The following is a 24,969-nucleotide window of genomic DNA, read 5'->3' on the forward strand; positions in this document are numbered from 1 at the left end:
GAACCCGCGTAATGGTCGCGGCGCGAGGCGCTCTCCACTCGTACGGGCACGTCCGCAGGAGCCCGTACGACGAAAGGAAGCGCATCGACATGCACACCGTGGTGGAACGCGAGCTGGAGCTTCATCTCGTCCTGTCGCCCGAACACAGCATTCCGGTCCCGGCGCGTCTGAAGTACCGCGCCGACGACCCGTACGCCGTCCGCATCACCTTCCACGTCGGCTCCGATCATCCCGTCAACTGGACATTCGCCCGTGAGCTGCTCGTCGAGGGGGTGTTCCGGCCCTGCGGTCACGGCGACGTACGGGTGTGGCCGACGAAGGTCGGCGGCCGCAGCGTCGTCCTGATGGCGCTGAGCTCGCCGGACGGCGACGCGCTGCTCGAAGCGCCCGCCGCGCAGATCACCGCCTGGCTGGAGCGCACCCTCAGGGCGGTCCCCCCGGGCACCGAGACCGGGCAGCTCGGCATCGACGCCGGTCTGGCCGAGCTGCTCACGCCGTCCCCGGGGCTGTCGGCCCCGCCCGACCGGACGGGAGCGCCGTCCCCCGACGATCTGTGGCTGCGCGACCCGTGGCCCTCGGACGAGTCGGCGGACGGTGAGCGGTCCTGACGGGCCGGCGGCGAACCGGTCCCGGATCTCGGAACAGCCTGTCCAGGCTGTCTCGGACAGCCTGTCCGGGCTGTCTCAGAACAGCTTGTCCGGGTTCAGGAGGCCCAGCGGGTCGAACGCCGCCTTGATCGCCCGCTGCATCTCCACACCCACCGGGCCGATCTCGCGGGCCAGCCACTCCTTCTTCAGCACGCCCACGCCGTGCTCGCCGGTGATCGTGCCGCCGAGTTCGAGGCCGAGGGCCATGATCTCGTCGAAGGACTCGCGGGCGCGCCGGGACTCGTCGGGATCGGTTGCGTCGAAGCAGACGGTGGGGTGCGTGTTGCCGTCGCCCGCGTGCGCGCAGACGCCGATGGTCAGGGCGTACTTCTCGGCGACGCGTTCGATGCCGTCGAGCATGTCGCCGAGCCGGGAGCGCGGCACGCACACGTCGTCGATCATCGTGGTGCCCTTGACCGCTTCGAGCGCGGTGAGCGACAACCGCCGCGCCTGGAGCAGGAGTTCGGACTCGGCCGCGTCCTCGGCGGGGACCACCCGGGTCGCGCCGGCGGCCTCGCAGAGGGCGCCCACGAGGGCGAGGTCGGCCGCCGGGTCGTGGGTGTCGAAGGCGGCGAGCAGCAGCGCCTCGGTGGTCTCCGGGAGGCCCATGTGCGCGAGGTCGTTGACGGCCTTGACGGTCGTACGGTCCATCAGCTCGAGCAGGGACGGGACATGCCCGCCCTCCATGATCTTGCAGACGGCGTCGCAGGCGGCCCGCGCCGACCCGAACTCGGCCACGAGGACGAGCTGTTGGGGCGGCTGCGGCTTCAGCGCGAGCACGGCGCGTACGACGATGCCGAGCGATCCCTCGGAGCCCACGAAGAGGCGGGTGAGGTCGTAGCCGGCGACGCCCTTGGCGGTTCTGCGCCCGGTGGACATCAGCCGCCCGTCGGCGAGGACGACGTCCAGGCCGAGGACGTACTCGGCCGTCACCCCGTACTTCACACAGCACAGGCCGCCGGAGGCCGTGCCGATGTTGCCGCCGATGGTGCACATCTCCCAGCTGGAGGGGTCCGGCGGGTAGTACAGGCCGTGTTCGCCCACGGCACGGGAGAGCGTGGCGTTGACGACACCGGGCTCGACGACGGCGATGCGGTCGACGGGGCTGATCTCCAGGATGCGGTCCATCTTCACCAGGGACAGCACCACACAGCCGTCGGTGGCGTTGGCCGCTCCGGACAGGCCGGTGCGGGCGCCCTGCGGGACGACGGGGACGCGCAGTTCGGTCGCGACGCGCATGATGTGCTGGACCTGCTCGACCGTGCGCGGCAGGACGACCACGGCGGGTGTGCCCGCCTCGCAGAAGCTCGCCATGTCGTTGGCGTAGGAGGCCGTGACGTCCGGGTCGGTGAGGACGGCCTCGGCCGGCAGCCCGCTCAGCAGACGGTCGAGGAGGCTGCCGGTCCCTGCCGTGTCCTCATCGCGCGGGGCTTCGATACGGCTCATGATCACAGGGTCGCACCCGGGGCCATCGGTGTGAACCCCATTCGCGCGAGGCTTCGCGTGCCGGGGCGCGGTCTTCGTATTGACGCACAGTGAACGGCATGGAGATCGAAGAGCGACAGCCGGTGCAGCCAGGGTCCGGGCACCCGGTGTCCGGCGGTCCGGGGTCCGAGGAGCCCGTCGGCGAGCGGTCCGAGGAGTCCTCCGGCCCGCGCCGCTCCCCGCTCGCCCGGCGCCCGCTGATCGCGGCGGTCGCCGGCTGTGCCGTGCTCGGCGGTGTGCTGGTGCTGCTGCCCTCGGGCGGGGGCGGGGCACCGCGGCCCGCCCCGGGTGCGGCGGCGCGGGCGGTGAGCGCGGTGGGAGCCGGAGCGCCCGCGGCGCTGTCCGATCTCGCCGCGCTCATCGACGACCGCAAGTCCCGGGTGCGGGCCCGTCCGCGCGACGACGTGTCGTGGGCCGTGCTGGGGGTCGCGTACACGGAGCGGGCGCGGCGGACGGCGGCGAACGCGTTCTACCCGAAGGCCGAGAAAGCGCTGCGCACCTCGCTGAGGCTGCGGCCCGCGGACAACGTGGCGGCGCTGGAGGGGCTCGCCTCCCTCGCGGGCGCGCGGGGCGACTTCCGGGCCGCGAAGCGGTGGGGCGAGGCCGCTTCGAAGGTGGCGCCGAAGCGGTGGACGACGTATCCAGCGCTCATCGACGCGTACACCGGGCTCGGTGACCACAAGGCCGTGGACCGGGCCCTCGGCAAGCTGCTGGCCCTGCGTTCCGGGCCGGCGGCGCAGGCCGTCGCGTCGCGCGTGTACCGGGACCGTGGGCGGCGCGAGGACGCGGCGGCGGCGATCTCGGACGCGGCGGCGGGCGCGGCCACCCCGTCCGAGCAGGCGGCCTTTCTCACGCAGGGCGGAGACCTGGCGTGGGAACGCGGCGACCGCCAGGAGTCCCTGGATCACTACCGGGCCGCGGTGAGTACCGACGCCGACGCGTACGACGCCCTGGCCGGGCAGGGGCGCGCGCTGGCGGCGCTGGGGCGCGTGCCGGAGGCGCTGCGCGCGTACCGGGCGGCGCTCGCCGAGCGGCCCGTGCTGCGTTACGCGCTGGAGCTGGGTGAGCTGTACGACAAGCTCGGGCTCGGCGCGGAGGCGCGCGCGCAGTACGACCTGCTGCGGGACGTGGTGCGGCGGGACGGTGCCGCGGGTGTGGACGACGAGCCGGTCCTCGGGCTCTTCGAGGCGGATCACGGCGATCCGCGGGCCGCGGTGATGGAGCTGCGCGCCGCGTGGCAGCGGCGGCCGGGCATCGCGGTGGCGGACGCGCTGGGCTGGGCGCTGCACCGCTGCGGGGCCGACCAGGCGGCGCTCGGCTTCGCCGTGCGGGCCACGGACAAGGAGCACGGGGGCGGTGTGCGCAGCGCGCTGTACGCGTACCACCGGGGGCAGATCGAGCGTGATCTGGGGCTGTCCGGTCCGGCCCGGCGGCACCTCACCGAGGCGTTGCGGATCAATCCCTACTTCTCGCCGCTGCTGGTGCCCGCGGCCCGGGAGGCGCTGACCGCGCTGGGCGAGCCGGCTGCCGGGGGCCCGGCGGAGGAGTCGGGGGACGAGGACACGGAGGCGCCTCCGGCCGCCCCGGGGCAGACCCCGGCGCGCTGAACACCCGCATGAAAGCGCCGGTACGAAGGGCACCGGAACGAAGAGCACCGCAACGCAAAACGTGTCCGGGGGACGCCGATGCGGCGTCCCCCGGACACGTGGGCCCGACAGGCCTTCGAGGAAGGCCCGTCCGAGGGCCTCAGAGGTTGCCGCGCTTCTCCTGCTCGCGCTCGATCGCCTCGAAGAGGGCCTTGAAGTTGCCCTTGCCGAAGCCCATCGAGCCGTGCCGCTCGATCATCTCGAAGAAGACGGTCGGACGGTCCTGGACCGGCTTGGTGAAGATCTGGAGCAGATAGCCGTCCTCGTCGCGGTCGACGAGGATCTTCAGCTCGCGCAGGGTGTCGACGGGGACGCGGGTGTCGCCGGCCCACTCGCCGAGCGTGTCGTAGTACGAGTCGGGGGTGTCGAGGAACTGGACACCGGCCGCGCGCATGGCCCGCACGGTCGCGACGATGTCGTTCGTGTTCAGCGCGATGTGCTGGACACCCGCGCCGCCGTAGAACTCCAGGTACTCGTCGATCTGGGACTTCTTCTTGGCGATGGCGGGCTCGTTGATCGGGAACTTGACCTTGAGCGTGCCGTCGGCGACGACCTTCGACATCAGCGCGCTGTACTCGGTCGCGATGTCGTCGCCCACGAACTCCTTCATGTTCGTGAAGCCCATGACCTTGTTGTAGAAGCCGACCCACTCGTTCATCCGGCCGAGCTCGACGTTGCCGACGCAGTGGTCGATGGCCTGGAAGGTGCGCTTGGCCGGCGGCTCGACGATCGGGGCGGCGGCCACGTACCCGGGCAGGTAGGGGCCGTCGTAGCCGGACCGCTCGATGAGCGTGTGGCGGGTCTTGCCGTACGTCGCGATGACGGCGAGGACGACCGTGCCGTTCTCGTCCTTCATCTCGTACGGCTCGGCGATCGAGCGGGCGCCGTGCTCGACGGCGTACGCGTGGGCGGCGCGCGCGTCGGGGACCTCGATGGCCAGGTCGACGACGCCGTCGCCGTGCTCGGCCACGTGTTCGGCCAGGAAGTGGCCCCAGGTGGTGGCGGGCTTGATCACCGAGGTGAACACGAAGCGGGCCGAGCCGTTCTCGAGGACGTACGACGCCGTCTCGCGGCTGCCGTTCTCCGGTCCGGAGTACGCGACGAGCCGCATGCCGAAGGCCGTGGAGTAGTAGTGGGCGGCCTGCTTGGCGTTGCCGACGGCGAAGACGACCGCGTCCATTCCCTTGACCGGGAAGGGATCGGCCTGCCGGGCGGTGTCGGGAGTGTGGTGTGTGGTCTGCGTCATGGCCGCAGGCTCCCTCCGTTCCGCAAGGTGCGCAATAGTTCGCCTGTCGACTGAACAATGTGTGCAGCGAAAGACCCGGGCCAGCGGGCTTTCTGTACATGATGACCATCTCGGAGGCCCGCATGGCGATCGATCATCTGGACGGGCGGCTGCTGGTGCTGCTGGCGAAGGAGCCGCGTATCGGGGTCCTGGAGATGTCGCGGCGGCTGGGGGTCGCGCGGGGGACGGTGCAGGCCCGGCTGGACCGTCTTCAGTCGAACGGAGTCATCCGGGGCTTCGGTCCGCAGGTCGACCCGGCGGCGCTCGGCTACCCGGTCACGGCGTTCGCCACGCTCCAGATCCGGCAGGGTCAAGGGGCGGACGTACGCGCCCACTTGACGACCGTGCCCGAGGTGCTGGAGCTGCACACGACGACCGGCAGCGGGGACATGCTGTGCCGGCTGGTGGCCCGTTCGAACGCCGACCTCCAACGGGTGATCGACCGGGTTGTCGGTTTTGATGGCATCGTCCGCGCCTCCACGGCGATCGTCATGGAGAACCCGGTCCCACTGCGGATCATCCCGCTCGTGGAACAGGCGGCGACCGAGCGCTGAACCGAGGAGCGGGGTGATGGCGTGAACTTCTGGCAGTACCTGAGCAGCCGCCACGAACAGCTCCTCACGGACACCTACCAACACGCGAGCGCGGTCTTCCAGTGCATGGTCGTGGCGACCGTCATCGGCGTACTGATCGGCGTCGTCACCTACCGCAGCGACTGGGCGGGCAACCTCGCCACCACGACGACGTCCGCCATTCTGACCATTCCCTCGCTGGCCATGATCGGTCTGCTGATCCCGATCGTGGGCCTCGGCGTCCCGCCGACCGTGATCGCCCTGACGCTGTACGGGCTGCTGCCGATCGTGCGCAACTCGATCGTCGGCCTGCGCGGTGTCGACCCCTCGCTGGTGGACGCGGCCAGGGGTATCGGCATGTCGCGGACGTCGCGCCTGATGCGGGTCGAACTGCCGCTGGCCTGGCCGCCGATCCTGACCGGGATCCGGATCTCCACCCAGATGCTGATGGGCATCGCGGCCATCGCGGCCTACGCCTCCGGGCCCGGCCTCGGCAACGAGATCTTCCGCGGCATCAGCTCTCTGGGCAGCAAGAACGCGCTCAACCAGGTGCTCGCGGGCACGGTAGGGATCATCATCCTCGCGCTGCTCTTCGACGCCGCCTACGTCCTGCTCGGCCGACTGACCATCCCGAGGGGGATCCGTGCCTGAGACGGCAGAGACCTCAGAGGGACCCGCGGACGCCGAGGGCCCCGCCGGCGCGCCGGGCGGCAAGGGCGGCGCGCGCGGGAGCGCCCCGTCCACCACGGGCGCCACCATCGAGCTGGAGAACCTCACCAAGCGCTACCCCGGCAGCCGCGACGCCGCCGTCGACAGCGTCAACATGGAGATCAAGGCGGGTGAGCTCGTCGTCTTCGTCGGCCCGTCCGGCTGCGGCAAGTCGACCACCCTGAAGATGATCAACCGGCTGATCGAGCCGAGCGGCGGCCGCATCCGGATCGGCGGCGAGGACGTCACCGACATGGACCCGGTGAAGCTGCGCCGCAAGGTCGGGTACGCGATCCAGTCGTCCGGCCTCTTCCCGCACATGACGGTCGCCCAGAACATCGCGCTCGTGCCGAGGATGACCGGCTGGCCGAAGGGCCGGATCAAGGCGCGGGTCGAGGAGATGCTGGACCTGGTCGGGCTCGACCCGGGCGAGTTCCAGGGCCGCTATCCGCGCCAGCTCTCCGGCGGTCAGCAGCAGCGCGTGGGGGTGGCGCGGGCGCTGGCCGCGGACCCGCCCGTCCTGCTCATGGACGAACCGTTCGGAGCGGTGGACCCGATCACCCGCGACCATCTCCAGGACGAGCTGATCCGGCTCCAGCACGAGCTGCACAAGACGATCGTCTTCGTGACGCACGACTTCGACGAGGCCATCAAGCTGGGCGATCGGATCGCGGTGCTGCGCGAGCACTCGCACATCGCGCAGTTCGACACCCCGGAGGCGATCCTCACCAACCCGGCCGACGACTTCGTGTCGGGGTTCGTGGGCGCGGGCGCCGCGCTGAAGCGGCTCAACCTCAGCCGCGTACGGGATGTGGAGATCAGCGGCTGTCCGACGGTCACCGTCGACGATCCCCTCCAGGAGATCTTCGGCAAGCTCCGTTCCAGCGGCACGAACGAGATCCTGCTGCTCGACAAGCGGCGCCGCCCCTACAAGTGGCTGCGGCGCGGCGATCTGATGCGGGCCAAGGGCTCGCTCGCGCGGGCGGGCACGCTGGTGCACGACACGGTGACCAGGGACGCCACCCTGCGGGACGCCCTGGAGGCGGTGCTCACGGACAACTCGGGCCGGGTCCCGGTGACGGGGCGGCGCGGCGAGTACACCGGGGTGGTCGACATGGAGACCCTGATGAACTCGGTGCACGAACTCCTGGAGGCCGACCGGCTGGAGGCGCTGGAGCACCAGCACGAACTGGAGGAGGCGCGCGCCCATCAGACCCAGTTCGAGCAGGAGGGCGTCGAGGGCGGGGAGGCGAAAGCGTGAGCACGCCGCCCGCGTCCCGGCGTCCCGAGGGCGAGCACGAGGTCGAGGGGGTGGCCTTCCGCGACGACAGCGAGGGTGACGGCACGGGCGATCGGGAGGCTCCGCCGCCGCACGCGCCCCCGAGGCGCCGGATCAGCTGGCAGAAGCTGACCTTCCTGCCCGCCGTACTGATCGCTCTGCTGCTGGCCACCTGGATCTGGTTCCAGCAGGCCGACCTCGACGCGATCTCCAAGAACGCCCTGTCCAACGGCCAGGTGTCCAAGGCCCTGTGGCAGCACATCCAGTTGACGGTGATCTCCACGTTCTTCGTGCTGATCATCGCCATTCCGCTGGGCATCCTGCTGACCCGCAAGGCCTTCAGGAAGCTGACGCCGATCGCGATGACGGTCGCCAACATGGGGCAGGCGACCCCGGCGATCGGTCTGCTGGCCCTGCTCGTGATCTGGCTCGGCACCGGCGAGAAGTCGGCCCTGATCGGCATCACGATCTACGCGATCCTGCCGGTCCTGTCCAACACGATCGCCGGGCTGAAGGCCAACGACCCGACCCTGCTGGAGGCGGCGCGCGGCATCGGCATGTCACCGCTGGGCGTGCTCACCCGGGTGGAACTGCCCCTGGCCGTACCGCTGATCCTCGCCGGCGTCCGTACGGCGCTCGTCCTGAACGTGGGCACCGCGACCCTCGCCACGTTCGGCGGAGGCGGCGGCCTCGGCGTCCTGATCACCACGGGCATCACCACCCAGCGCATGCCGGTCCTGGTCCTCGGCGCCATCCTCACCGTGGCGCTCGCGCTCCTTGTCGACTGGCTGGCGTCGCTGGCGGAACTGCTGCTGAGGCCGCGCGGGCTGGAGGTGGGGACATGAGAGGGGTGCGCGCCCCCGCGGCCCTGGCCGCCGTCCTCGTCCTGGCGTCCGCGTGCGGGCTGACCAGCGGCTCCCCCATGACCGACAACCTCGAGCCCGGGTCCATCGGGCAGGGCGAGCCGCTGAAGGGCGCCACTCTCACGGTGGCGTCGAAGGAGTTCACCGAGCAGCTGATCCTCGGCGCGATCATGGGCATCGCGTTCCAGGGGGCGGGCGCGAAGGTGATCGACCGCACCGGCATCCAGGGGTCGATCGGCGCGCGCGAGGCCATCAAGAACGGTGACGCGGACGCCATGTACGAGTACACGGGCACCGCGTGGATCACCTATCTCGGCAACAGCGAGCCGATCCCGGACCCGCAGAAGCAGTGGCAGGCCGTGCACGACGCCGACCCGAAGAACGGGGTCACCTGGCTGCCGCCGTCCGCCCTCAACAACACCTACGCGCTCGCCATGAACCAGGCCAACTTCAAGAAGTACGGCACCACAACGCTGTCCGGCGTGGCCGCGCTGTCGAAATCGGACCCGAGCGCCGTCACCCTGTGCGTGGAGAGCGAGTTCGCCAACCGGGCCGACGGACTGCCGGGCATGGAGAAGGCGTACGGGATGGACATCCCCGCGAAGAACATCACGCAGATGGACACCGGGATCATCTACACCCAGGTGCAGAAGGGGAGTTGTACGTACGGGGAGGTGTTCACCACCGACGGGCGCATCAAGTCGATGAACCTGGTGGTGATGAAGGACGACAAGAAGTTCTTCCCCAACTACAACGCCGCGCCCGTCATCAACTCCAAGGCCCTGAAGAAGTATCCGCAGATCGCCGAGGTCATCGAGCCGGTCACGAAGAAGCTGGACAACACGGTGGCACAGGACCTGAACGCGAAGGTGGACGTCCAGGGCCAGGACCCGCACGAGGTGGCGCTGGACTGGATGACACAGGAGGGCTTCGTCAAGCAGGAGTGATCCGGCGAGCCCGTGCCGGCCGGCCGCGCTCCCCGGCCGGAAGGCCTCGGCAGTTCGTTCAGCAGCTCGGGACCGAGCCCTTGTTCCTCTCCAGGGCCACCAGGGCGTTCACCGCTCCGTCGAGGTCGGTCACCGGGATCAGCCGGAGCCCCTTCGGCAGCTCCGCCTTCGCGTCCGAGCACTCCGCCTTCGGAACCAGGAACACGGTCGCGCCGTCACGGCGGGCCGCCTGCGTCTTGAGGCTGACGCCACCGACCGCGCCGACCTTGCCGTCGGGGTCGATCGTCCCCGTACCCGCGACGACCCGGCCGCCCGTGAGGTCGCCGCCGCTGCCGTCGCCGTCCAGCTTGTCGACGATCCCGAGCGAGAAGAGCAGTCCGGCGCTCGGTCCGCCGACGTCGGCGAGCTTGAGCGTGACCTTCACGTCGCCCTTCTCGTGCAGGTACCCCAGGGCCGCCTCGGTGGCGCTGTCCTGGGACTCCTTCATCTCGTTCGCGTTGTGCTGCTCGATCTCCTTGACGCTGCCACCGCTCGGGTACACCGAGTCGCGGGGCATCACGGCCTTGTCCGTGGCGAACCAGGCGCTGAGCACGTCACCGAGGGAGACGCTCGCGTCCGGGCCGGTGGCCTCGATCGTCGTCATCCGCAGCTGTCCGCTGGTGTTCCGGGTGGGCGCCCCGCTGATGGTGATCACCGGCTCGCCCTTGTTCTCGCCGAGGACGTTCGCCGTCAGACCGGGCTGCGCCAGGGAGAACGGCAGCGGCGCGAACACCGCCGTGGCGAGCAGGGCCACGACGGGGAAGGCGCAGACGGCGACGGCTTGGGGGCGCGTGAGGCGAGAGAGCACGGGGTCAATCTAACGTCACCACCCGGCGGAACCTCCGGACAGGTCCCGCGGCCTCCGTGCGGGACCCCGGGCCCGGGGTCACGAACCGGGCCCGCACAGGGGTTCGGGGCCCGTCGGGCTTCGCTCCGGGTCCGGAGCGACCGCCTGGGCCGGTCAGCGCAGGGCGTCCGCCACCTCACGGGCCGCGTCGACCACGCGCGGGCCGACCCGCTCCGGTACGGCGTCCGCCAGCATGACCACGCCCACGCTGCCCTCGACCCCCGTCACCCCGACCAGCGGCGCCGCGGCCCCGCACGCTCCGGCCTCCAGCTCTCCATGGGTGAGCGTGTATCCGGGCTCCCCCACCGGCGCCTGCCGGGCGGCGAGGATCGCGCGGCCCGCGGCCCCCCGGTCCAGGGCGTGCCGGAAGCCGGCGCGGTAGGCGACGTGATAGTCCGTCCACGTCGGCTCGACGACCGCGACGGCGAGCGCCTCCGTCCCGTCGACCAGGGTCAGATGAGCCGTCGCGCCTATGTCCTCGGCCAGCGCCCGCAGCGCGGGCAACGCTGCCTCCCGGACCAGCGGATGCACCTGGCGGCCCAGACGCAGCACGCCGAGTCCGACCCGGGCACGGCCGCCCAGATCACGGCGTACGAGAGCGTGCTGCTCCAGTGTGGCGAGCAACCGGTACACCACGGTCCGGTTGACGCCCAGCTTGTTCGAGAGCTCGGTGACGGTCAGTCCGTGATCGGTGTCGGCGAGCAGCTTGAGGACCCGCAGTCCCCGGTCGAGCGTCTGAGAGGTCTCCGCGGTCACGACGCCCACTCCTTAGTGGTGAGGTCGACGGCCTCGTACGGCGGATGCGGCACCGAGTCCCGTCGGCGACGCGCTTCAGAGGCCGCCGGTCGGCAGGCGCCCCGGGCTGTTCCCGGGCCGCAGTCGCTTCACGGCTGCGCTCCGCGGCGGCGCTGCCACGGGGCGTGTGCGTAGCCGGACAGTAGCGAGCAGGTCCGCTGAGCGGAAGCCTCCGTCCAGAATCCGGGCATCCACCGGTGCGAAGTGATTCCGTTCGTCCCGGAACGCGGGGCGCGCACGACGTGGCGTACACCGCTCGTATACGCAGCGCACGGGCCACGGCGCACGCCCGTCCGAACACAACACGCCCCCTCGGTACGGCTTCAGCGGCCCGCGGCACGGGTTCCGGATACCGCCGCCGGCCGCGGAGGCGATCGGCTCACCCTGTCGTCCCGACGGTGGGACGCCCCGGGCACGCTCCCCGGTTCCGCGCCGACACCACCGCGTCCGCACGCTCCGTCGTGCGGACGTCACCGCATCCGGGTGGCCCACTCCTGGACCTTGGCTATCCGCTGCCGGAGCTGTCCGGCCGTGGCCTCCGCGCTCGGCGGACCGCCGCAGACGCGGCGCAGCTCGGTGTGGATCACGCCGTGCGGCTTGCCGCTCTGGTGGACGTACGCGCCGACCATGGTGTTGAGCTGCTTGCGCAGTTCCAGCATCTCCTTGTGGGAGACGACGGGGCGGCGCTCGGCGGGAAGTTCGAGGAGGTCCGCCTCCTCGGCCGGCTTCTTGCGGCTGTGCGCGATCTGCCGGGCCTGCCGCTTCTGGAGCAGGAGCTGGACCTGGTCGGGTTCGAGGAGCCCGGGGATGCCGAGGTAGTCCTGCTCCTCCGCGCTTCCCGGGTGGGCCTGCATGCCGAACTCGGCGCCGTCGTAGAGGACCCGGTCGAAGACGGCCTCGGACTCCAGCGCCTCGAAGGAGAACTGCTCCTGCTCGCCGGTGTCCTCGTCCTGCTCCTTGTTCGCCTCCTCCATCTCCTTCTCGGACTCGGCGTACGGGTCCTCCTCGCCCTCCTTCTTGGGCTTGTCGAGGGCGTGGTCGCGCTCGACCTCCATCTCGTTGGCGAAGGTGAGGAGGTCGGGGACGGTCGGCAGGAACACGGAAGCCGTCTCGCCGCGCCTGCGGGACCGTACGAAACGGCCGACGGCCTGGGCGAAGAAGAGGGGGGTCGAGATCGTGGTGGCGTACACGCCGACGGCCAGGCGGGGCACGTCGACGCCCTCGGACACCATGCGGACGGCGACCATCCACCGGTCCTCGCTCGCCGCGAAGTCGTCGATCCGTTTCGAGGCCCCGGTGTCGTCGGAGAGCACGAGGGTCGCCTTGGTGCCGGTGATCTCGCGGATCAGCTTGGCGTAGGCGCGGGCCGAGTCCTGGTCGGTGGCGATGACGAGCGCCCCGGCGTCCGGGATGCCCTTGCGCACCTCGGTGAGGCGCTGGTCGGCGGCGCGCAGCACGCTCGGCATCCATTCGCCGCGCGGGTCGAGCGCGGTGCGCCAGGCCTGGCTGATGGCGTCCTTGGTCATCGGCTCGCCGAGCCGGGCGGCGATCTCGTCGCCCGCCTTGGTGCGCCAGCGCATGTTGCCGCTGTAGGAGAGGAAGATGACGGGCCGCACGACGTGGTCGGCGAGCGCGTTGCCGTAGCCGTACGTGTAGTCGGCCGACGAGCGCCGGATCCCGTCCCTCCCCTCTTCGTACGTGACGAAGGGGATGGGGTTGGTGTCGGACCTGAAGGGCGTACCGGTGAGCGCGAGGCGGCGGGTGGCGGGCTCGAACGCCTCCAGGCAGGCCTCGCCCCACGACTTGCTGTCTCCGGCGTGGTGGATCTCGTCGAGGATGACGAGGGTCTTGCGCTGCTCGGAGCGGTTGCGGTGGAGCATCGGCCGCACACCGACACCGGCGTACGTGACGGCGACGCCGTGGTACTCCTTGCTGAGGGGTCCGGCGCTGTACTCGGGATCGAGCTTGATCCCCACCCGCGCGGCCGCCTCGGCCCACTGCTTCTTCAGATGTTCGGTCGGCGCGACGACGGTCACCTGCTGCACGACGTGGTGGTGCAGCAGCCAGGACGCGAGGGTCAGGGCGAACGTCGTCTTGCCGGCGCCGGGGGTGGCTACGGCGAGGAAGTCGCGCGGCTGCTCCTGGATGTACCTCTCCATCGCCCCCTGCTGCCAGGCGCGCAGCTTGTTGGCGGTACCCCAGGGGGCTCGTCCGGGGAACGCGGGCGAGAGGTGGTGGGTGTGCGTGGAGGCGCTGGCGGCGGTGGTAGTCACGGTCTCCGGTCTGGGTGTCGATTGGGAGCGTCCGGGTCCGTGCGCGGCGCGTCGAACGGGCGTGACGGCAGGCGCGCGGGCGGCTCGGCTACGTATGACAACCGGGCCACCCTACCGGCGCCCGGCCCACGACGACGTGCGGACGAGGCCGGGCGGGCGGTGGATGGGACTGACGTCACATGGCCTCGTGCAGCGCCCTCGAGCGCGATGCGACGAGGGCCACATCCGCCAGATGTCCGGCCGCCACCTCGATGACGAGCTTGTACGCCTCGTCCTGGTCGACGTCGAGCATCCCGGTGCCGTTGAAGTCGAGGAAGACGACGGTGCACATCCACGCCGTGCGCTTGTTGCCGTCCACCAGGGGGGTGGTTCGCGGCCGGCGACCGGAACAGCCCGGCGGCCTTCTCGAAGAGGTCGGTGTACGCCTCGACGCCGAACATCTGCGACTGCGGACGGTGCAGTGCCGAGCTCAGCAGACCCAGGTCACGCACGGCAACCGGCGTCCGCTCCCCGCACGCCGGTTCCGCGAGGTCCAGGGCCTCCTGGACCGTGAGGTACTTACCTTTCCCGCAGCCGGGTCGTCACCCATGCCCCCAGCAGTGCCACCCCTGCCATCGGCAGGAACACCGCGGCGAAGGCGGCCGGGTGGGAGGGGTGGGCGCCGGAGGTCGCGACGCCGGCCGCGTCGGCGACCGCGCCGCCGCCCAGGGCCGCGAAGGCGGCTCCGCCGAGGGCGAGCAGCAGCACGTTGGACAGGGCGTCGGAGATCTGAAGGGCGGCCGAGTTGGCGCCGGCCTCCTCGGGGGCCGAGAGGTGGAGCAGCAGCACGCTGGTCGAGGCGACCACCAGGCCCATGCCGAAGCAGCCGAACCCCCAGGCGACGGCGACGGTCCACACCGGCACGGCGGGGATCAGCACGCTCGGCGCGGCGGCGACGGCCGCCGCGACCAGCAGCATGCCGAGAAACATCAGACGGTCCCGGTACGGCTCCACGCGCGGCCGCGCCTGCACCCAGGAACCCAGCGCCCAGGTCCCGCCGCCGACCGCGAGCGAGAGCCCGGCGAGCGTCGGCGACAGTCCCCTCTGGGTGACCAGCATCAGCGGCACGAAGGACTCGGCGGCGATGAAGGCACCGGCGGAGACTCCGCGCAGCAGCACCACGGAGGGCAGCCCGCGGGCCGCCCGGCAGGTGCCGCGGGGCAGCAGCCCGCGCACGGCCGGGACGAGCAGCGCGGCACCGGCCGCGGCGGGTACGAGGGAGAGCGGGCGCAGATCCTGGGCCGCGTACTGGAGGAGCCCCGCGCCCAGCGCGATCCCGAACGCCAGCCGGATGCGCCGCCGGTCCAGCGGCGCGCGGTCGCCCGCCCGGGTGGGCCCGGACGCCCGCCGCCGTATCTGCGGCAGCGAGAGCGCGAGCGGAACACCGACCAGCGCCGGGATCCCGATGAACACCCAGCGCCAGCCGAGGTGCTCGGTGACCGCACCCGCCGCGAGGGGTCCGACCACGGACGGCACCACCCAGGCCGCCGCGAACGCGGCCATGATCGCGGGCCGCAGCCGCTGCGGGTAGGCCCGCCCGACCACGACGTACAGCGCGACGATGACGAGCCCGCCGCCCAGTCCCTGGACGGCCCGCCCGAGGATGAACGTCCACATCCCGCCGGCCGTCCCCGACAGCAGCAGTCCCGCCGCGAACGCGCCGATGCCCGAGGCCAGCGAGGTCAGCGGGCCGTCGCGGTCGGACAGCTGCCCGGCGAGCACCATCCCGAACAGGCTCGTCGTGAAGTAGCCCGAGAACGCGAACGCGTACAGGGCGACCCCGCCGAGGTCCCGCGCGGCGACGGGCATCGCCGTGCCCACGGCCGTCGCCTCGAACGCGATGACCAGCACCACGGACACGATCCCGACGGTGAGCGCCCGGTGGGCCCGGCCGAGCACCCCGCCGTCGCCGTCGCCCTCGGGCGAAACCGTCGCGACCTCGCTCACTTCCACTGCTGTCATGCCGGCCAGCGTAAGGTGCGCACCTTTCCTTGACTCCTGTCGGTAGACGGTGATCAAGCAGTCCTTTGGACCTAGGACCACTCCCCCTCGAACCTCCCGCGGCCCCGTTCCCGGCGGGTCGCGCCGCGGTTCGTGAACGGCGTGTGGCAGTCGCGTTGCAGCCGCCGCGGAACCCTTGAGCCCCTTCCCGCACCCCGCCTACGGTCGGTCCATCAGGTTCGGAACGAGTGAGCCGTGCCGCACCTGAGAACGGCCGTGTGCCCGAGTGGTTCAGGGGCTCGATTGCAAATCGAGTTACGTGGGTTCGATTCCCGCCACGGCCTCCACGCAGGGGTCGGCCGTCCCGGTTCGGGGCGGCCGATCTGTTTTCCGCCCGGTCGCCGGGAGGCCGAGAACCCTACGCGTACAGCATGCCGACCGACCGGTCCTCGAATATCTCCGGCCAGTGGCGGCGGCCGTCGTCGCCCGGGTGGGCCGGTGTGTGGTCGCAGGCGCCGGGATCGACGGTGGCGAGCGTCTGGGTCAGGGTGGCGGCGAGCTGTTCGTAGGAGTCGCTGAGGTGGTGGGCCGCGTCCACGGACCTCTCGCGGTGCAGGAGCCAGAGGGTGAAGGCCAGCGTGGAGATGTCCGCGTTCAGCGGGCGCAGGGTCAGATCCGGCTCGCTCCAGGCGAGCACGGCGCCCGTGGCGCCGTCCACCACCAGGCTCGTGTCCTCCAGGAGGCGGCCGAGGCGTATCAGGCGGTCCGCGCCGGCCGGGAGCAGGCCGGCGGGGAACTCCTCGGGGCGCTCGTCCGCGTAGTACTCGGTGAGGGCCGGAAGCGGCATCTCGGTGTCGAGCTGGAAGAGGAATCCGTCCTCGGGCAGGCCCGACTCCCGCAGGAAGCGGCGGGTCGGCTCGTGCGTCAGGGCGGGCGGGAAGTCGACGTCCTCGAAACGCATGATCACGCCCGCGCCGAACTCCTCGTCCAGCAGCCGTTTCGGCAGGCCGAGGACGAGCCCGTCGCCGGGTCCGGCGATCCGGGCGAGCGGGCGGATCAGGGCGGCCATCCGCCAGTACGGCGGCACGTCCTCACCGGTGGTGCCCTCGAAGACGGCCCTCAGCCGGTCCGACACCTGCGCGACCGCCTTCGGGCCGAACGGGCCGGAACGGCCGCGGGACAGGGTCAGTTCCTCGGTGGCCGCCGCGAAGCGCAGCAGGGCGTCCAGGGAGGGAGCCAGGGGCGAGAGGTCCAGGTGGGCGGGGTTCCGCCGGACGTACGCCGAGGAGACCTCGCCCGTCGTCCCGTCGAGCACGATCGACTCCAGGTCCCGGTCGAGGCTGCGCAGCGCCCCGATGACGAGCTGGTCGCCCAGTTCCCCGGCGAGCTTGTCGGCGTCGCCCGCCAGGTCGGCGACCGTGCGCAGGCCGTGCTCGCGCAGGGCGCCGAAGGCGAGCAGCGCGCCGCCCGGGGGCAGTCCGGGACCGGTGAGCCGGTCCCGGGTGCCCGGGTGCGTGACGAACGGATCCAGCTCGTCGCCGGTCAGCGTGATCGCGCCGACCTCGGTGTCAGTCGTACTCATGGCTCCCCCGCGCATGTGAACGCTCCGTGCTTCCCCCGGGAGGGAACGGCCGGTGGTTCCACGGCAGTTCCCCATCGAGCCAGAACGATACGCCGCCCCACTGACAACGCCAGAGACGCGCCGGAAGGGGCCGTGCGGGGATGCGGAACCGTCCGCTCAGGTGCCGCGGCGGGCGTCAGGTGAGGTAGACGCCGCCCAGGACGACGACCACGGCCGCCAGCGCGAACAGCAGCACCCAGAGCAGCAGCTTCCCCACACTGGGCGGGGGTTCGTACCGCGGCTGCCCGGTCCCGGCGCCGGGGAGGAGCGGCGGGGCGGAGCCGTCCGGCGGGGGTTCGCCGGACGACCGCTCCCGCTCGGTCACGAGGCCGTCACCACGGCCGCCTGCGGGCGGATCGGCAGACGGTTGACGGGCCGGCCGGTGGCCGCCCGTACGGCGGAGGCGATGGCCGCCGGCGAGGTCACGACCGGCACCGCGCTGACCGCCTTGGCGCCGAAGGGGGCGACGACGTCGCGCTCCTCGACCAGCTTGACGATGTGGATCTCGGGCGTGTCCAGAGCGGTCGGCAGGGCGTAGCCGGTGAGGTCGGGGTGGCGGACCAGGCCGCGGTTGGTCCGCAGGTTCTCGGTCAGCGCGGCGCCCACGCCCTGGGTGACGCCCGCCTCGATGCGGGCCCTGAGCTGTGCCGGGTTGAGGATCCGGCCGACGTCCTGGGCGAGCGCCAGCTCCACGACCCGTACCGAGCCCAGCTCGATGTCGACGTCGACCACCGCGCGGATGGCGCAGAAGGCGAGGCCCACGAAGGCGTCGCCCTGGCCGGCCTCGTCCAGCGGTTCGGTCGGGTGCGGGCGGCACTGCGCGGTCGCCCACAGCTCCTTGCCGTCCATCGCCTCGGTGACCGTGGTCGACAGGACCCCGTCGTACGACGTGATCTTGCCGTCGGTGATCTGGAGCAGCTCGGTGGACATGCCGAACTTGTGCGCCAGGGGCTGGAGCAACTGCGTGCGGACCATCTTGGCCGCGCGCTCCACCGCTCCGCCGGACACCCAGGTGTGCCGACCACGGCAGCTCGGACCGGCCGGCGGCTGGTCGGTGTCGACCGGGGCCACGTGCACCTCGTCGATGCCGAGGGTCTCCTGGACGATCTGGCGGGCCAGCGTGGTGAAGCCCTGGCCGGTCTCCACGGCCGCGCAGAGCACGGTGGCGACGCCGTCGTGGACCTTCACGGTGGCCGTCGAGACCTCGTCGGCGCCCTCGGCGCCGAGCATGTGCACCATGCCGAGTCCGTAGCCGACACCGCGGCGCACGGCACCGGGTTCGCCCGCGCCCTCGGGGCCGCCGGGCAGCAGCCACTCGTCCTCGGGCGTGTCCTTGGGGAGGGCCGGCAGCGGGTAGTCGCGTACGGCCTGGAGCAGTTCGGCGACGGGCGCCGGGCAGGTCACCGTCTGGCCGGTCGGCAGGACGTCGCCGGTGGCCATGGCGTTGCGCAGGCGCAGTTCGGCGGGGTCGACGCCGAGCTTCTTCGCCAGCTTGTCCATCTGGGCCTCGTAGGCGGCGCAGACCTGGAGGGCGCCCTCGCCGCGCACATGGCCCGAGGGCGGGTTGTTGGTGCGGACGGCCCAGCCCTCGATGAAGGCGTTCGGGACGACGTACGGGCCGCAGGCGAAGGAGACCGCGGCGGCCAGCGACTCGCCGGAGGTGTCGGCGTAGGCGCCCGCGTCGAGCAGGATCTGCGCCTCGACCTTGACCAGGTTGCCCTCGGCGTCGGCGTGGTGCCGGTAGCGCAGCAGGGTCGGGTGCCGGTGGGAGTGGCCGAGGAAGGACTCCTCGCGCGTGGCGGTGAGTTTCACCGGGCAGCCGGTCGCCAGGGCGAGCAGGCCGAGCGCGAGCTGGAAGCCCTGGTCCTCACGGTCGGCGGTGGCTCCGGGGACGCCCGTGACGACGACCTTCACGCGCGCGGGTTCGAGGCCGTAGCAGGCGGCGGCCGCGTCGCGGTCGCTGTGCGGGTCGGTGGAGGCGATGTAGAGCTCGACGCCGCCGTCGGGGCGGGGCACGGCGAGTCCGGCCTCGGCGCCGATGGGGGCGGGGTCCTGGCGGCCGATGCGGTACTGGCCCTCGACGACGACCTCGCCGACGGCGTCCGGGTCGCCGTGGCGCAGCGGGATGTGCCGGATCAGGTTGCCGTCGGGGTGCAGCGGTTCGGCCTCGAAGGCGTGCTCCGGGTCGGTGACCGGTTCGAGGACCTCGTACTCGACGATGACGGCGGCGGCGGCCATCCGCGCGGTGTCCGGGTGGTCGGCGGCGACGGCCGCGATGGGCTCACCGTGGTGGCGTACGACGTCGGAGGCGAACACCGGACGGTCGGCTCTGCCGCGGCCGTGCAGCGGGGTGCCGGGCACGTCCTCGTGGGTGATGACGGCGCGTACGCCGGGCATCTCGCGCGCGTGGCTGGTGTCGATGGACACGATGCGGGCGTGCGGGTGCGGCGAGCGGAGCACGGCGGCCCACAGCAGGCCCTCGGCCCACAGGTCGGCGGCGTAGGGGAACGTGCCCTCGGTCTTGGCGCGGTCGTCGGCGGCGGGCAGCGAGACGCCCAGCCCGTGCGGCAGGGGCTCGGGGCCCGTCTCGGGCGCCGCCGGTGTCGCGGTCGCGGCTTGGTTGGTCACGCCTGGCCTCCGTCCTGGCCGTACGGCTGTTCGTGCTGTGCCGGTGAACCGTAGGCGGCGCCGTCCTCGTACGCGGACGGGTGGATGCCGCCGGCGCCGGGTCCGGCCTGGTGCGGGATGCGGGCCGCGTCCGTCTCGGGGGCGGCCTCGGCCGCGGCGGCGGAGTACGCCTCGCGTTCGGCGACGACCTCGCGCACGGCGTCCAGGACACCGCGGTATCCGGAGCAGCGGCACAGGTTGCCGCACAGGGCCTGGCGGGTCTCCAGCTCGGTGGGCGCGGGGTTGCCCTCCAGCAGGTCGTGCAGGGTCATCGCCATGCCCGGGACGCAGAAGCCGCACTGCACGGCACCGCACTTGGCCAGCGCCCGCTGGACGTCGGAGGACTGTCCGTCGGCGGCCAGGCCCTCGACCGTGCGCACCTCGCTGCCGGCGGCGGTGACGCCGGGCACCAGGCAGGACGCCACGAGCCGGCCGTCCACCTGGACGTTGCAGGCGCCGCACTCGCCCTGCGAGCAGCCGTCCTTGGCGCCCGCGAGGCCGAGCCGCTCGCGCAGGACGTAGAGCAGCGACTCGCCGACCCAGGCGTCCGTGACCGGCCGGTCGGCGCCGTTGACGCGCAGGACGTAGGAGGCGAGGGGGTGATCGTCGTGTCCGGCCGGGGCCGGGAGGTCCTCGTCCGGACGCTCGTCGTCCGTCACGGCGGCCTCGTGCGCCGGATCCGGCTCGGCCACCCCGTGTGTCCCCGCGGTCACCGGACCGGGGCCGGCGGCGAACTCGGCGGCCTCGTGGACGGGCTGCGCGGGCCCCTCGGTGGCCTGCGCGGGCGATTCGGCCCCCGACTGCCCCGCGGGTCCCGCGAGGGCCTCAGCGGCCGCTTCGTGCGTGTCGGCGGTCCAGGGCTGCCCGATCTCGCCGGCCCAGGGCGCGGCCGCGCCGCCGGGGAGCGTGGCGGGCGGTGTGCCGCCCCACTGCTCGACGAGCGCCGACGTGGTGAACTCGCCCGATTCGTCCGGGAGGTCGCCTGCGGCAAGGGGAATGGACCACTGCCCGGTCACGTCGTGTCCGGGGCCCTGCGGCCGGCCCTGTCCGGCGCCGTCGTCGAACTGCCACTGCCCGGTGGACCCGGGGTGGTAGGTGAACCGGTCGTCGTGGGCGCCGCCCCGCGGCTGAGCGGCGTCGGGATCCGGCCACTGCGTGTTGCCGCCCTGGCCGGCCCAGGTTCCGCCGGTGTCCGGGTCCGCCGCCGCGGGCGGGGCGGGGGTCACGTTGATCTGCGGGGGCACATAGCCGTGTCCGGGGGCGGCGAGCGGCTCCCGGGCGGCGAGGAGGGCCTCGATGCCCCCCTCGGGGAGTTTGACGAAGGCGGTGGCCCCGTCGTCGTAGTCACCCTGGGGCAGCGGGTCCCAGCGGCTCCCGCCGCGCGACGCGCCCCCCTCGTGCTGGTCGTCGGTCACGACAGTGCCCTTCCAAGTGCTCGTCGGGCCAGCGCGGCGACGGTGCGCCGCAGGTGCAGTACGGCGGGCGGAAGCGGTGTGAGGGTTCCGTCCTCGGCGGGGACGGGGTCCGGGATGCAGGCCGCGGCCACGTACTCGCCGAACGCGGTCAGCGCCTCCGGGACGATCGCGCGGTTGTTGTCCCAGTCGATGAGCTGGGCCACCCAGGCCTCGGCGTCCAGCGGTCGCAGCGGCATGGGCGCTATGGCGCCCACGGCGCAGCGGACGCCGCGCCGGGCCGGGTCGAGGACGACCGCCACGGAGGCGAGGGCGCGCCCGGGTCCGGTGCGGCCGGTGGCCTTCAGGAAGACCTGCGGGGCGTGCAGCAGCGGCACGCGCACATAGCCGATGAGTTCTCCGCCGCGGAGCATGTCCACGCCGGCGAGCAGGTGCGACACGGGGATCTCGCGGCGGGCTCCGCCCGGCCCCGCGATGATCAGCGTGGCTTCCAGGGCGGCCAGTACGGGCAGCGCGTCGCCCGTGGGCGCGGCCGTGGCGATGTTGCCGCCGAGAGTGCCGGCGTTGCGGATCTGCGGCGGTCCGGCCGCCCGCGCGGCGGCCGCGAGCGCCGGGATCAGGGCGGCGAAGTCGGGGCGGCCCATGCGGGCGTGCGTGAGACCCGCGCCGAGCAGCGCGTGGCCGTCCTGGTACTGCCAGCCGCGGATCTCGGTGATCCGGCCGAGGCCGACGAGCGCGGCCGGCCTGAGCTGCCCGGAGTTGACCGCGGCCATGAGGTCCGTGCCGCCCGCGACCGGAACGGCCGTGGGCATGGCGGACAGCGCCGCCACCGCCTCGTCCAGCGAGACGGGCAGCGTCACGGCCTGCGCCGTCTGCGGTGCGTGCGTGGTCAAACCGGTTGCCCCTTCCCGCTGCCCCACCTGGTCCCACCTGTGCTGCCGTACGGTACGTGCTGACAGGGCGGACGTGGCAACTCTGGCACATCTTCCCGGGCCCTCGACGCGGGGGTCCGCTAGGAGGCATTCGCCCGTCTCACCAGGGATGTGGCCTGTTTTCGCACGGCATCACCGGTGGGAACCGATTATCACTCTTCGGTGGCCCTTGGGGGCCTTTTTTCCTTGCGGTGCAAAGGCTCCGGGGCACCGCGGAGGGAGCCGGGCGACCGTGAGCGGTCTCACACGTTCGGGGGCGCCCCCTCGATCGGGCGTCCGAGCACCCCCGGCCGCCGCTGCCACGGCCGCGGACCCGAGGGTGCGCGGTAGGCCACGCCGAGGGCGTCGAGCCGCCCGTAGTGGGCGTTCATCCGCCGCTCGAAGGCGGCGAAGTCCCGTTCCGCGGGGGCCGGCAGACGGCTCCAGGCGACCTCGGCGAAGGCGGCGAGCCTCGGGAACGCCTGGTAGTCCACGCGCGTGCGGTCCTCCGTCACCTCGGTCCACAGGTTGGCCTGCGTGCCCAGCACGTGCCGCGCCTCCCCTTCGGTGAGCTGCGGCGGAACGGGCTCGAAGCGGTAGACGTCCTCCAGGGTGCGCACATAGGCGATCGGCACCGGTTCGTCCTCGCCCGCGGACTGACGGTAGTCCAGGTACACGTGCTGCTCGGGGCACATGACCACGTCGTGGCCCGCGCGCGCGGCCGTGACGCCGCCCTGGTAGCCGCGCCACGACGACACCGCGGCGCCCGGCGCGAGACCGCCCTCCAGGATCTCGTCCCAGCCGATCAGCCGACGTCCCCGCGCGGACAGCCAGTCGTCGAAGTGCCGGATGAACCAGGCCTGCAGCCCGTCCTCGTCGGCGAGCCCGAGTTCCCTGATGCGCGCCTGTGCCGTGGCCGACTCCTTCCACTGGTCCTTGGCGCACTCGTCACCCCCGATGTGGAAGAAACCGGAGAACTCCGGGAAGCGGTCCGGGTCCGCCGGGAACAGGTCGAGGAGTTCCTCGAACACCCCCTCGTAGAAGCGCAGGGTGTTGTCGGTGGGGGCGAGTACGTTTTTGGAGACGCCCCAGTCGTCCCAGACGGTCAGGGAGGTCGTGTCGATGACGTCGGTGTTGCCCAGTTCCGGATACGCGGCGATGGCCGCCTGCGAGTGGCCGGGGATGTCGATTTCGGGGACGACGGCGATATGCCGCTCGGCCGCGTACGCGACGATCTCCCGGATGTCGTCCTGGGTGTAGAAGCCTCCGTGCGGCTTCTCCTCCCACAGCGGCGAGGCCCGGTGGCCGAATTTGGTGCGGGCCCGCCAGGAACCGATCTCCGTCAGCTTCGGATAGCGATTGATCTGAACACGCCACCCCTGATCGTCGGTGAGATGGAAGTGGAAGACGTTGAGTTTGTGCGCGGCCAGCAGATCGAGGTAGCGCAGGACACCTTCCTTGGGCATGAAGTGCCGGGCGACGTCGAGCATCAGGCCGCGCCAGCGGAATCGGGGTGCGTCCTCGATGGTGCCGTGCTCGATTTCGTACGCCGCCCGCGGACGGACCGGGGCCCGGCGGAAAGCGTCGGGGCCGAGCAGCTGACGCAGTGTCTGGGCGCCCCAGAAGACCCCGGCCGCGTCGCCGCCGCGGATCTCGACACCGTCGCCGCCGACGGCGAGCCGGTACGCCTCCGGCCCCAGGGCGCCGTCGAGGAGCAGACGTACGGCGCGCGGGGCGTTCTGCGGCCCAGGTCGCAGGGGCAGTCCGAGTGCGGCGCCGAGCGTCGAGCCGAGCCAGCGGCCGGTGCTGTCCGTGCCGGGCGCGGCCCACAGGACGGTGTCCGCGTCCAGTGCGAACCGTCCGTGCGCGGCACCGTCGACGACGAGGGGCGCGGGAATCAGGCCCGTATCCATCATGTCCATCCGTCCTTCAGTCCATTTCCGCCACAGGGGCCGGAGACGGGTCTCCGGGTTCGCGTACGAAGAAGATCGGCTGGTGAATGCTCATCACCGTGGAGACGGCGATGGTCATCACCGGGGAGACGTCCGCCATACCGTCCGGTCGGGCTCTCCGGCTCGCGCCCGGCGGGCGAGGACATCCGCGCGGACCGCGCGCGACGGCGCCCGGGAGAAGGGACCGGAGAACGCGGACCCTTCGCCGTCGGCGTGCGCCGGAAAACGTCCAGGCGGCCGCGAGAGGGAGCCGCGGGGGAAATCGTGTGCGGCGCGCTCCGCCGGGTTCGCGGCAGCCTTCCGCGCATCCGCGACGGCCTCGGTGAAACCGCGTGACATCGGGGTCGCGAAGGGCCGCGGGCAGGCCGCGCGCGGCGGGGTCCCCGAACTCGTCGTGTTCGGCCGGCCGAAGTCCCGCGGGAAGCGGAAGCCGGGTTCGCCGGAACGTCGGCGGACATCGTCCGGGCGGCCGGGAACATGATCGGCGAGGTGGCCCGGAATCGGCGGCGGAATGATTCCCGCACGGCCGTTGAAAGGAATCCGCCGAGCGCGGGGTCGACCGCGACGCGGGCCGCCGTGAGAAGCCGTCCGAAGAACCGGCGGGCGAATTCCCGCCGCCCCGCGACGCCGTGACGCGTGACACGCGGGAAGGACCCGCGGGGCCGCGGTCTCCGGGGCGGGGACGCGGCGGACCCTGCGCCGCCGGCCCGCCGGCGGGCGTCGGGCGCCGCCCGGCAGGGAGGTGGTCACCGTCCCGGCCACGACGGTGAGGGAGCACTGGACTTCATCAATGTCCTCCGGAGCGCGTTGCGGTGTGCGCAATGACGGTTTCGCATCGCACAACACTCCGGAGGCTAAGGAGTTCAGGGACCCGCCCACAAGAGGTCTACACCACTCTGTGATCACGGGACACTGTCAAAAACCGCCCGTCCGGACACGCCACAGCCCGGCCCCGAACCCGACACGGTCGACCCCACCCGCGGCACGCTCCCGGAACCCGGACACGACACGGCCGCGGCGCCCCTCGCCGGGGGCGTCGC

General features: G+C 72.3%; 19 protein-coding genes, 1 tRNA gene and 1 pseudogene. 8 read left to right on the forward strand and 13 right to left on the reverse strand.

Annotated features, from left to right (window positions below):
* The first annotated feature begins 89 nt into the window (after positions 1-89).
* A complete protein-coding gene (locus OG410_RS16925) occupies positions 90-608 on the forward strand; it encodes an SsgA family sporulation/cell division regulator (RefSeq protein WP_329299929.1) in 519 nt (172 codons plus the stop codon).
* A 75-nt stretch (positions 609-683) separates the two neighbouring features.
* Here the strand turns inward: OG410_RS16925 and OG410_RS16930 are convergent, their stop codons facing one another.
* Complete coding sequence (locus OG410_RS16930) at positions 684-2,099, reverse strand: FAD-binding oxidoreductase (protein WP_329299930.1); 1,416 nt, start codon at positions 2,097-2,099, stop codon at positions 684-686.
* A gap of 92 nt (positions 2,100-2,191) precedes the next feature.
* Here OG410_RS16930 and OG410_RS16935 point away from each other — a divergent pair, with 92 nt between their 5' ends.
* Positions 2,192-3,739, forward strand: coding sequence for a tetratricopeptide repeat protein (locus OG410_RS16935; RefSeq protein WP_329299931.1), 1,548 nt, complete (start codon positions 2,192-2,194; stop codon positions 3,737-3,739).
* 139 nt (positions 3,740-3,878) lie between these two features.
* Here the strand turns inward: OG410_RS16935 and hppD are convergent, their stop codons facing one another.
* A complete protein-coding gene (hppD, locus tag OG410_RS16940; RefSeq protein WP_326787489.1) occupies positions 3,879-5,024 on the reverse strand; it encodes a 4-hydroxyphenylpyruvate dioxygenase in 1,146 nt (381 codons plus the stop codon).
* Positions 5,025-5,146: 122 nt separating this feature from the next.
* On the opposite strand from hppD, the gene OG410_RS16945 reads away from it, so the two are divergent.
* From OG410_RS16945 to OG410_RS16965, 5 genes are read left to right on the forward strand one after another with little or no spacing between them, the layout of a single operon-like run.
* On the forward strand, positions 5,147-5,617 hold the full coding sequence (locus tag OG410_RS16945) for an Lrp/AsnC family transcriptional regulator (RefSeq protein WP_037619495.1): 471 nt from the start codon (positions 5,147-5,149) through the stop codon (positions 5,615-5,617).
* Positions 5,618-5,638: 21 nt separating this feature from the next.
* The gene (locus OG410_RS16950; RefSeq protein WP_329299932.1) at positions 5,639-6,286 is read left to right on the forward strand and encodes an ABC transporter permease; all 648 of its coding nucleotides are present in this window, start codon (positions 5,639-5,641) and stop codon (positions 6,284-6,286) included.
* Positions 6,279-7,604, forward strand: coding sequence for a betaine/proline/choline family ABC transporter ATP-binding protein (locus OG410_RS16955; RefSeq protein WP_329299933.1), 1,326 nt, complete (start codon positions 6,279-6,281; stop codon positions 7,602-7,604). Before OG410_RS16950 ends, OG410_RS16955 begins: the two co-directional genes overlap by 8 nt.
* Before the next feature lie 50 nt (positions 7,605-7,654).
* Positions 7,655-8,467, forward strand: coding sequence for an ABC transporter permease (locus tag OG410_RS16960; protein ID WP_443063892.1), 813 nt, complete (start codon positions 7,655-7,657; stop codon positions 8,465-8,467).
* Positions 8,464-9,432: a glycine betaine ABC transporter substrate-binding protein gene (locus OG410_RS16965; RefSeq protein WP_329299935.1), complete on the forward strand. Its 969-nt coding sequence runs from the start codon at positions 8,464-8,466 to the stop codon at positions 9,430-9,432. Before OG410_RS16960 ends, OG410_RS16965 begins: the two co-directional genes overlap by 4 nt.
* Before the next feature lie 58 nt (positions 9,433-9,490).
* Here the strand turns inward: OG410_RS16965 and OG410_RS16970 are convergent, their stop codons facing one another.
* The 5 genes and pseudogenes from OG410_RS16970 to OG410_RS16990 form a co-directional block, all read right to left on the reverse strand.
* Positions 9,491-10,279, reverse strand: a complete 789-nt coding sequence (locus OG410_RS16970; protein ID WP_328669367.1) for a YlbL family protein — start codon at positions 10,277-10,279, stop codon at positions 9,491-9,493.
* Between the two features lie 153 nt (positions 10,280-10,432).
* Entirely contained in the window at positions 10,433-11,074 is a 642-nt protein-coding gene (locus OG410_RS16975; RefSeq protein WP_326787483.1) for an IclR family transcriptional regulator, read from the reverse strand.
* A 509-nt stretch (positions 11,075-11,583) separates the two neighbouring features.
* Positions 11,584-13,386 carry a DEAD/DEAH box helicase gene (locus OG410_RS16980; protein ID WP_329299936.1) on the reverse strand — a complete coding sequence of 601 codons (1,803 nt, stop codon included), beginning with the start codon at positions 13,384-13,386 and terminating at the stop codon, positions 11,584-11,586.
* A 175-nt stretch (positions 13,387-13,561) separates the two neighbouring features.
* Positions 13,562-13,922 (reverse strand): annotated as a pseudogene (locus tag OG410_RS16985) (type II toxin-antitoxin system death-on-curing family toxin).
* Positions 13,923-13,944: 22 nt separating this feature from the next.
* On the reverse strand, positions 13,945-15,387 hold the full coding sequence (locus OG410_RS16990; RefSeq protein ID WP_329299937.1) for an MFS transporter: 1,443 nt from the start codon (positions 15,385-15,387) through the stop codon (positions 13,945-13,947).
* 251 nt (positions 15,388-15,638) lie between these two features.
* On the opposite strand from OG410_RS16990, the gene OG410_RS16995 reads away from it, so the two are divergent.
* A tRNA-Cys gene (locus OG410_RS16995) sits at positions 15,639-15,713 on the forward strand.
* A gap of 71 nt (positions 15,714-15,784) precedes the next feature.
* Here the strand turns inward: OG410_RS16995 and OG410_RS17000 are convergent.
* From OG410_RS17000 to OG410_RS17025, 6 genes are all read right to left on the reverse strand, one after another.
* Positions 15,785-16,948, reverse strand: coding sequence for an SUKH-4 family immunity protein (locus tag OG410_RS17000; RefSeq protein ID WP_329299938.1), 1,164 nt, complete (start codon positions 16,946-16,948; stop codon positions 15,785-15,787).
* A gap of 175 nt (positions 16,949-17,123) precedes the next feature.
* A complete protein-coding gene (locus tag OG410_RS17005; RefSeq protein WP_329299939.1) occupies positions 17,124-17,312 on the reverse strand; it encodes a hypothetical protein in 189 nt (62 codons plus the stop codon).
* Complete coding sequence (locus tag OG410_RS17010) at positions 17,309-19,615, reverse strand: xanthine dehydrogenase family protein molybdopterin-binding subunit (protein WP_329299940.1); 2,307 nt, start codon at positions 19,613-19,615, stop codon at positions 17,309-17,311. Before OG410_RS17010 ends, OG410_RS17005 begins: the two co-directional genes overlap by 4 nt.
* Entirely contained in the window at positions 19,612-21,069 is a 1,458-nt protein-coding gene (locus OG410_RS17015; RefSeq protein WP_329299941.1) for a 2Fe-2S iron-sulfur cluster-binding protein, read from the reverse strand. Before OG410_RS17015 ends, OG410_RS17010 begins: the two co-directional genes overlap by 4 nt.
* Entirely contained in the window at positions 21,066-21,959 is an 894-nt protein-coding gene (locus tag OG410_RS17020) for an FAD binding domain-containing protein (protein WP_329299942.1), read from the reverse strand. Before OG410_RS17020 ends, OG410_RS17015 begins: the two co-directional genes overlap by 4 nt.
* 281 nt (positions 21,960-22,240) lie before the next feature.
* Complete coding sequence (locus tag OG410_RS17025; RefSeq protein WP_329299943.1) at positions 22,241-23,893, reverse strand: beta-N-acetylhexosaminidase; 1,653 nt, start codon at positions 23,891-23,893, stop codon at positions 22,241-22,243.
* Between the last annotated feature and the right edge of the window lie 1,076 nt (positions 23,894-24,969).

The sequence above is a fragment of the Streptomyces sp. NBC_00659 genome (assembly GCF_036226925.1).
GTDB lineage: Bacteria > Actinomycetota > Actinomycetes > Streptomycetales > Streptomycetaceae > Streptomyces.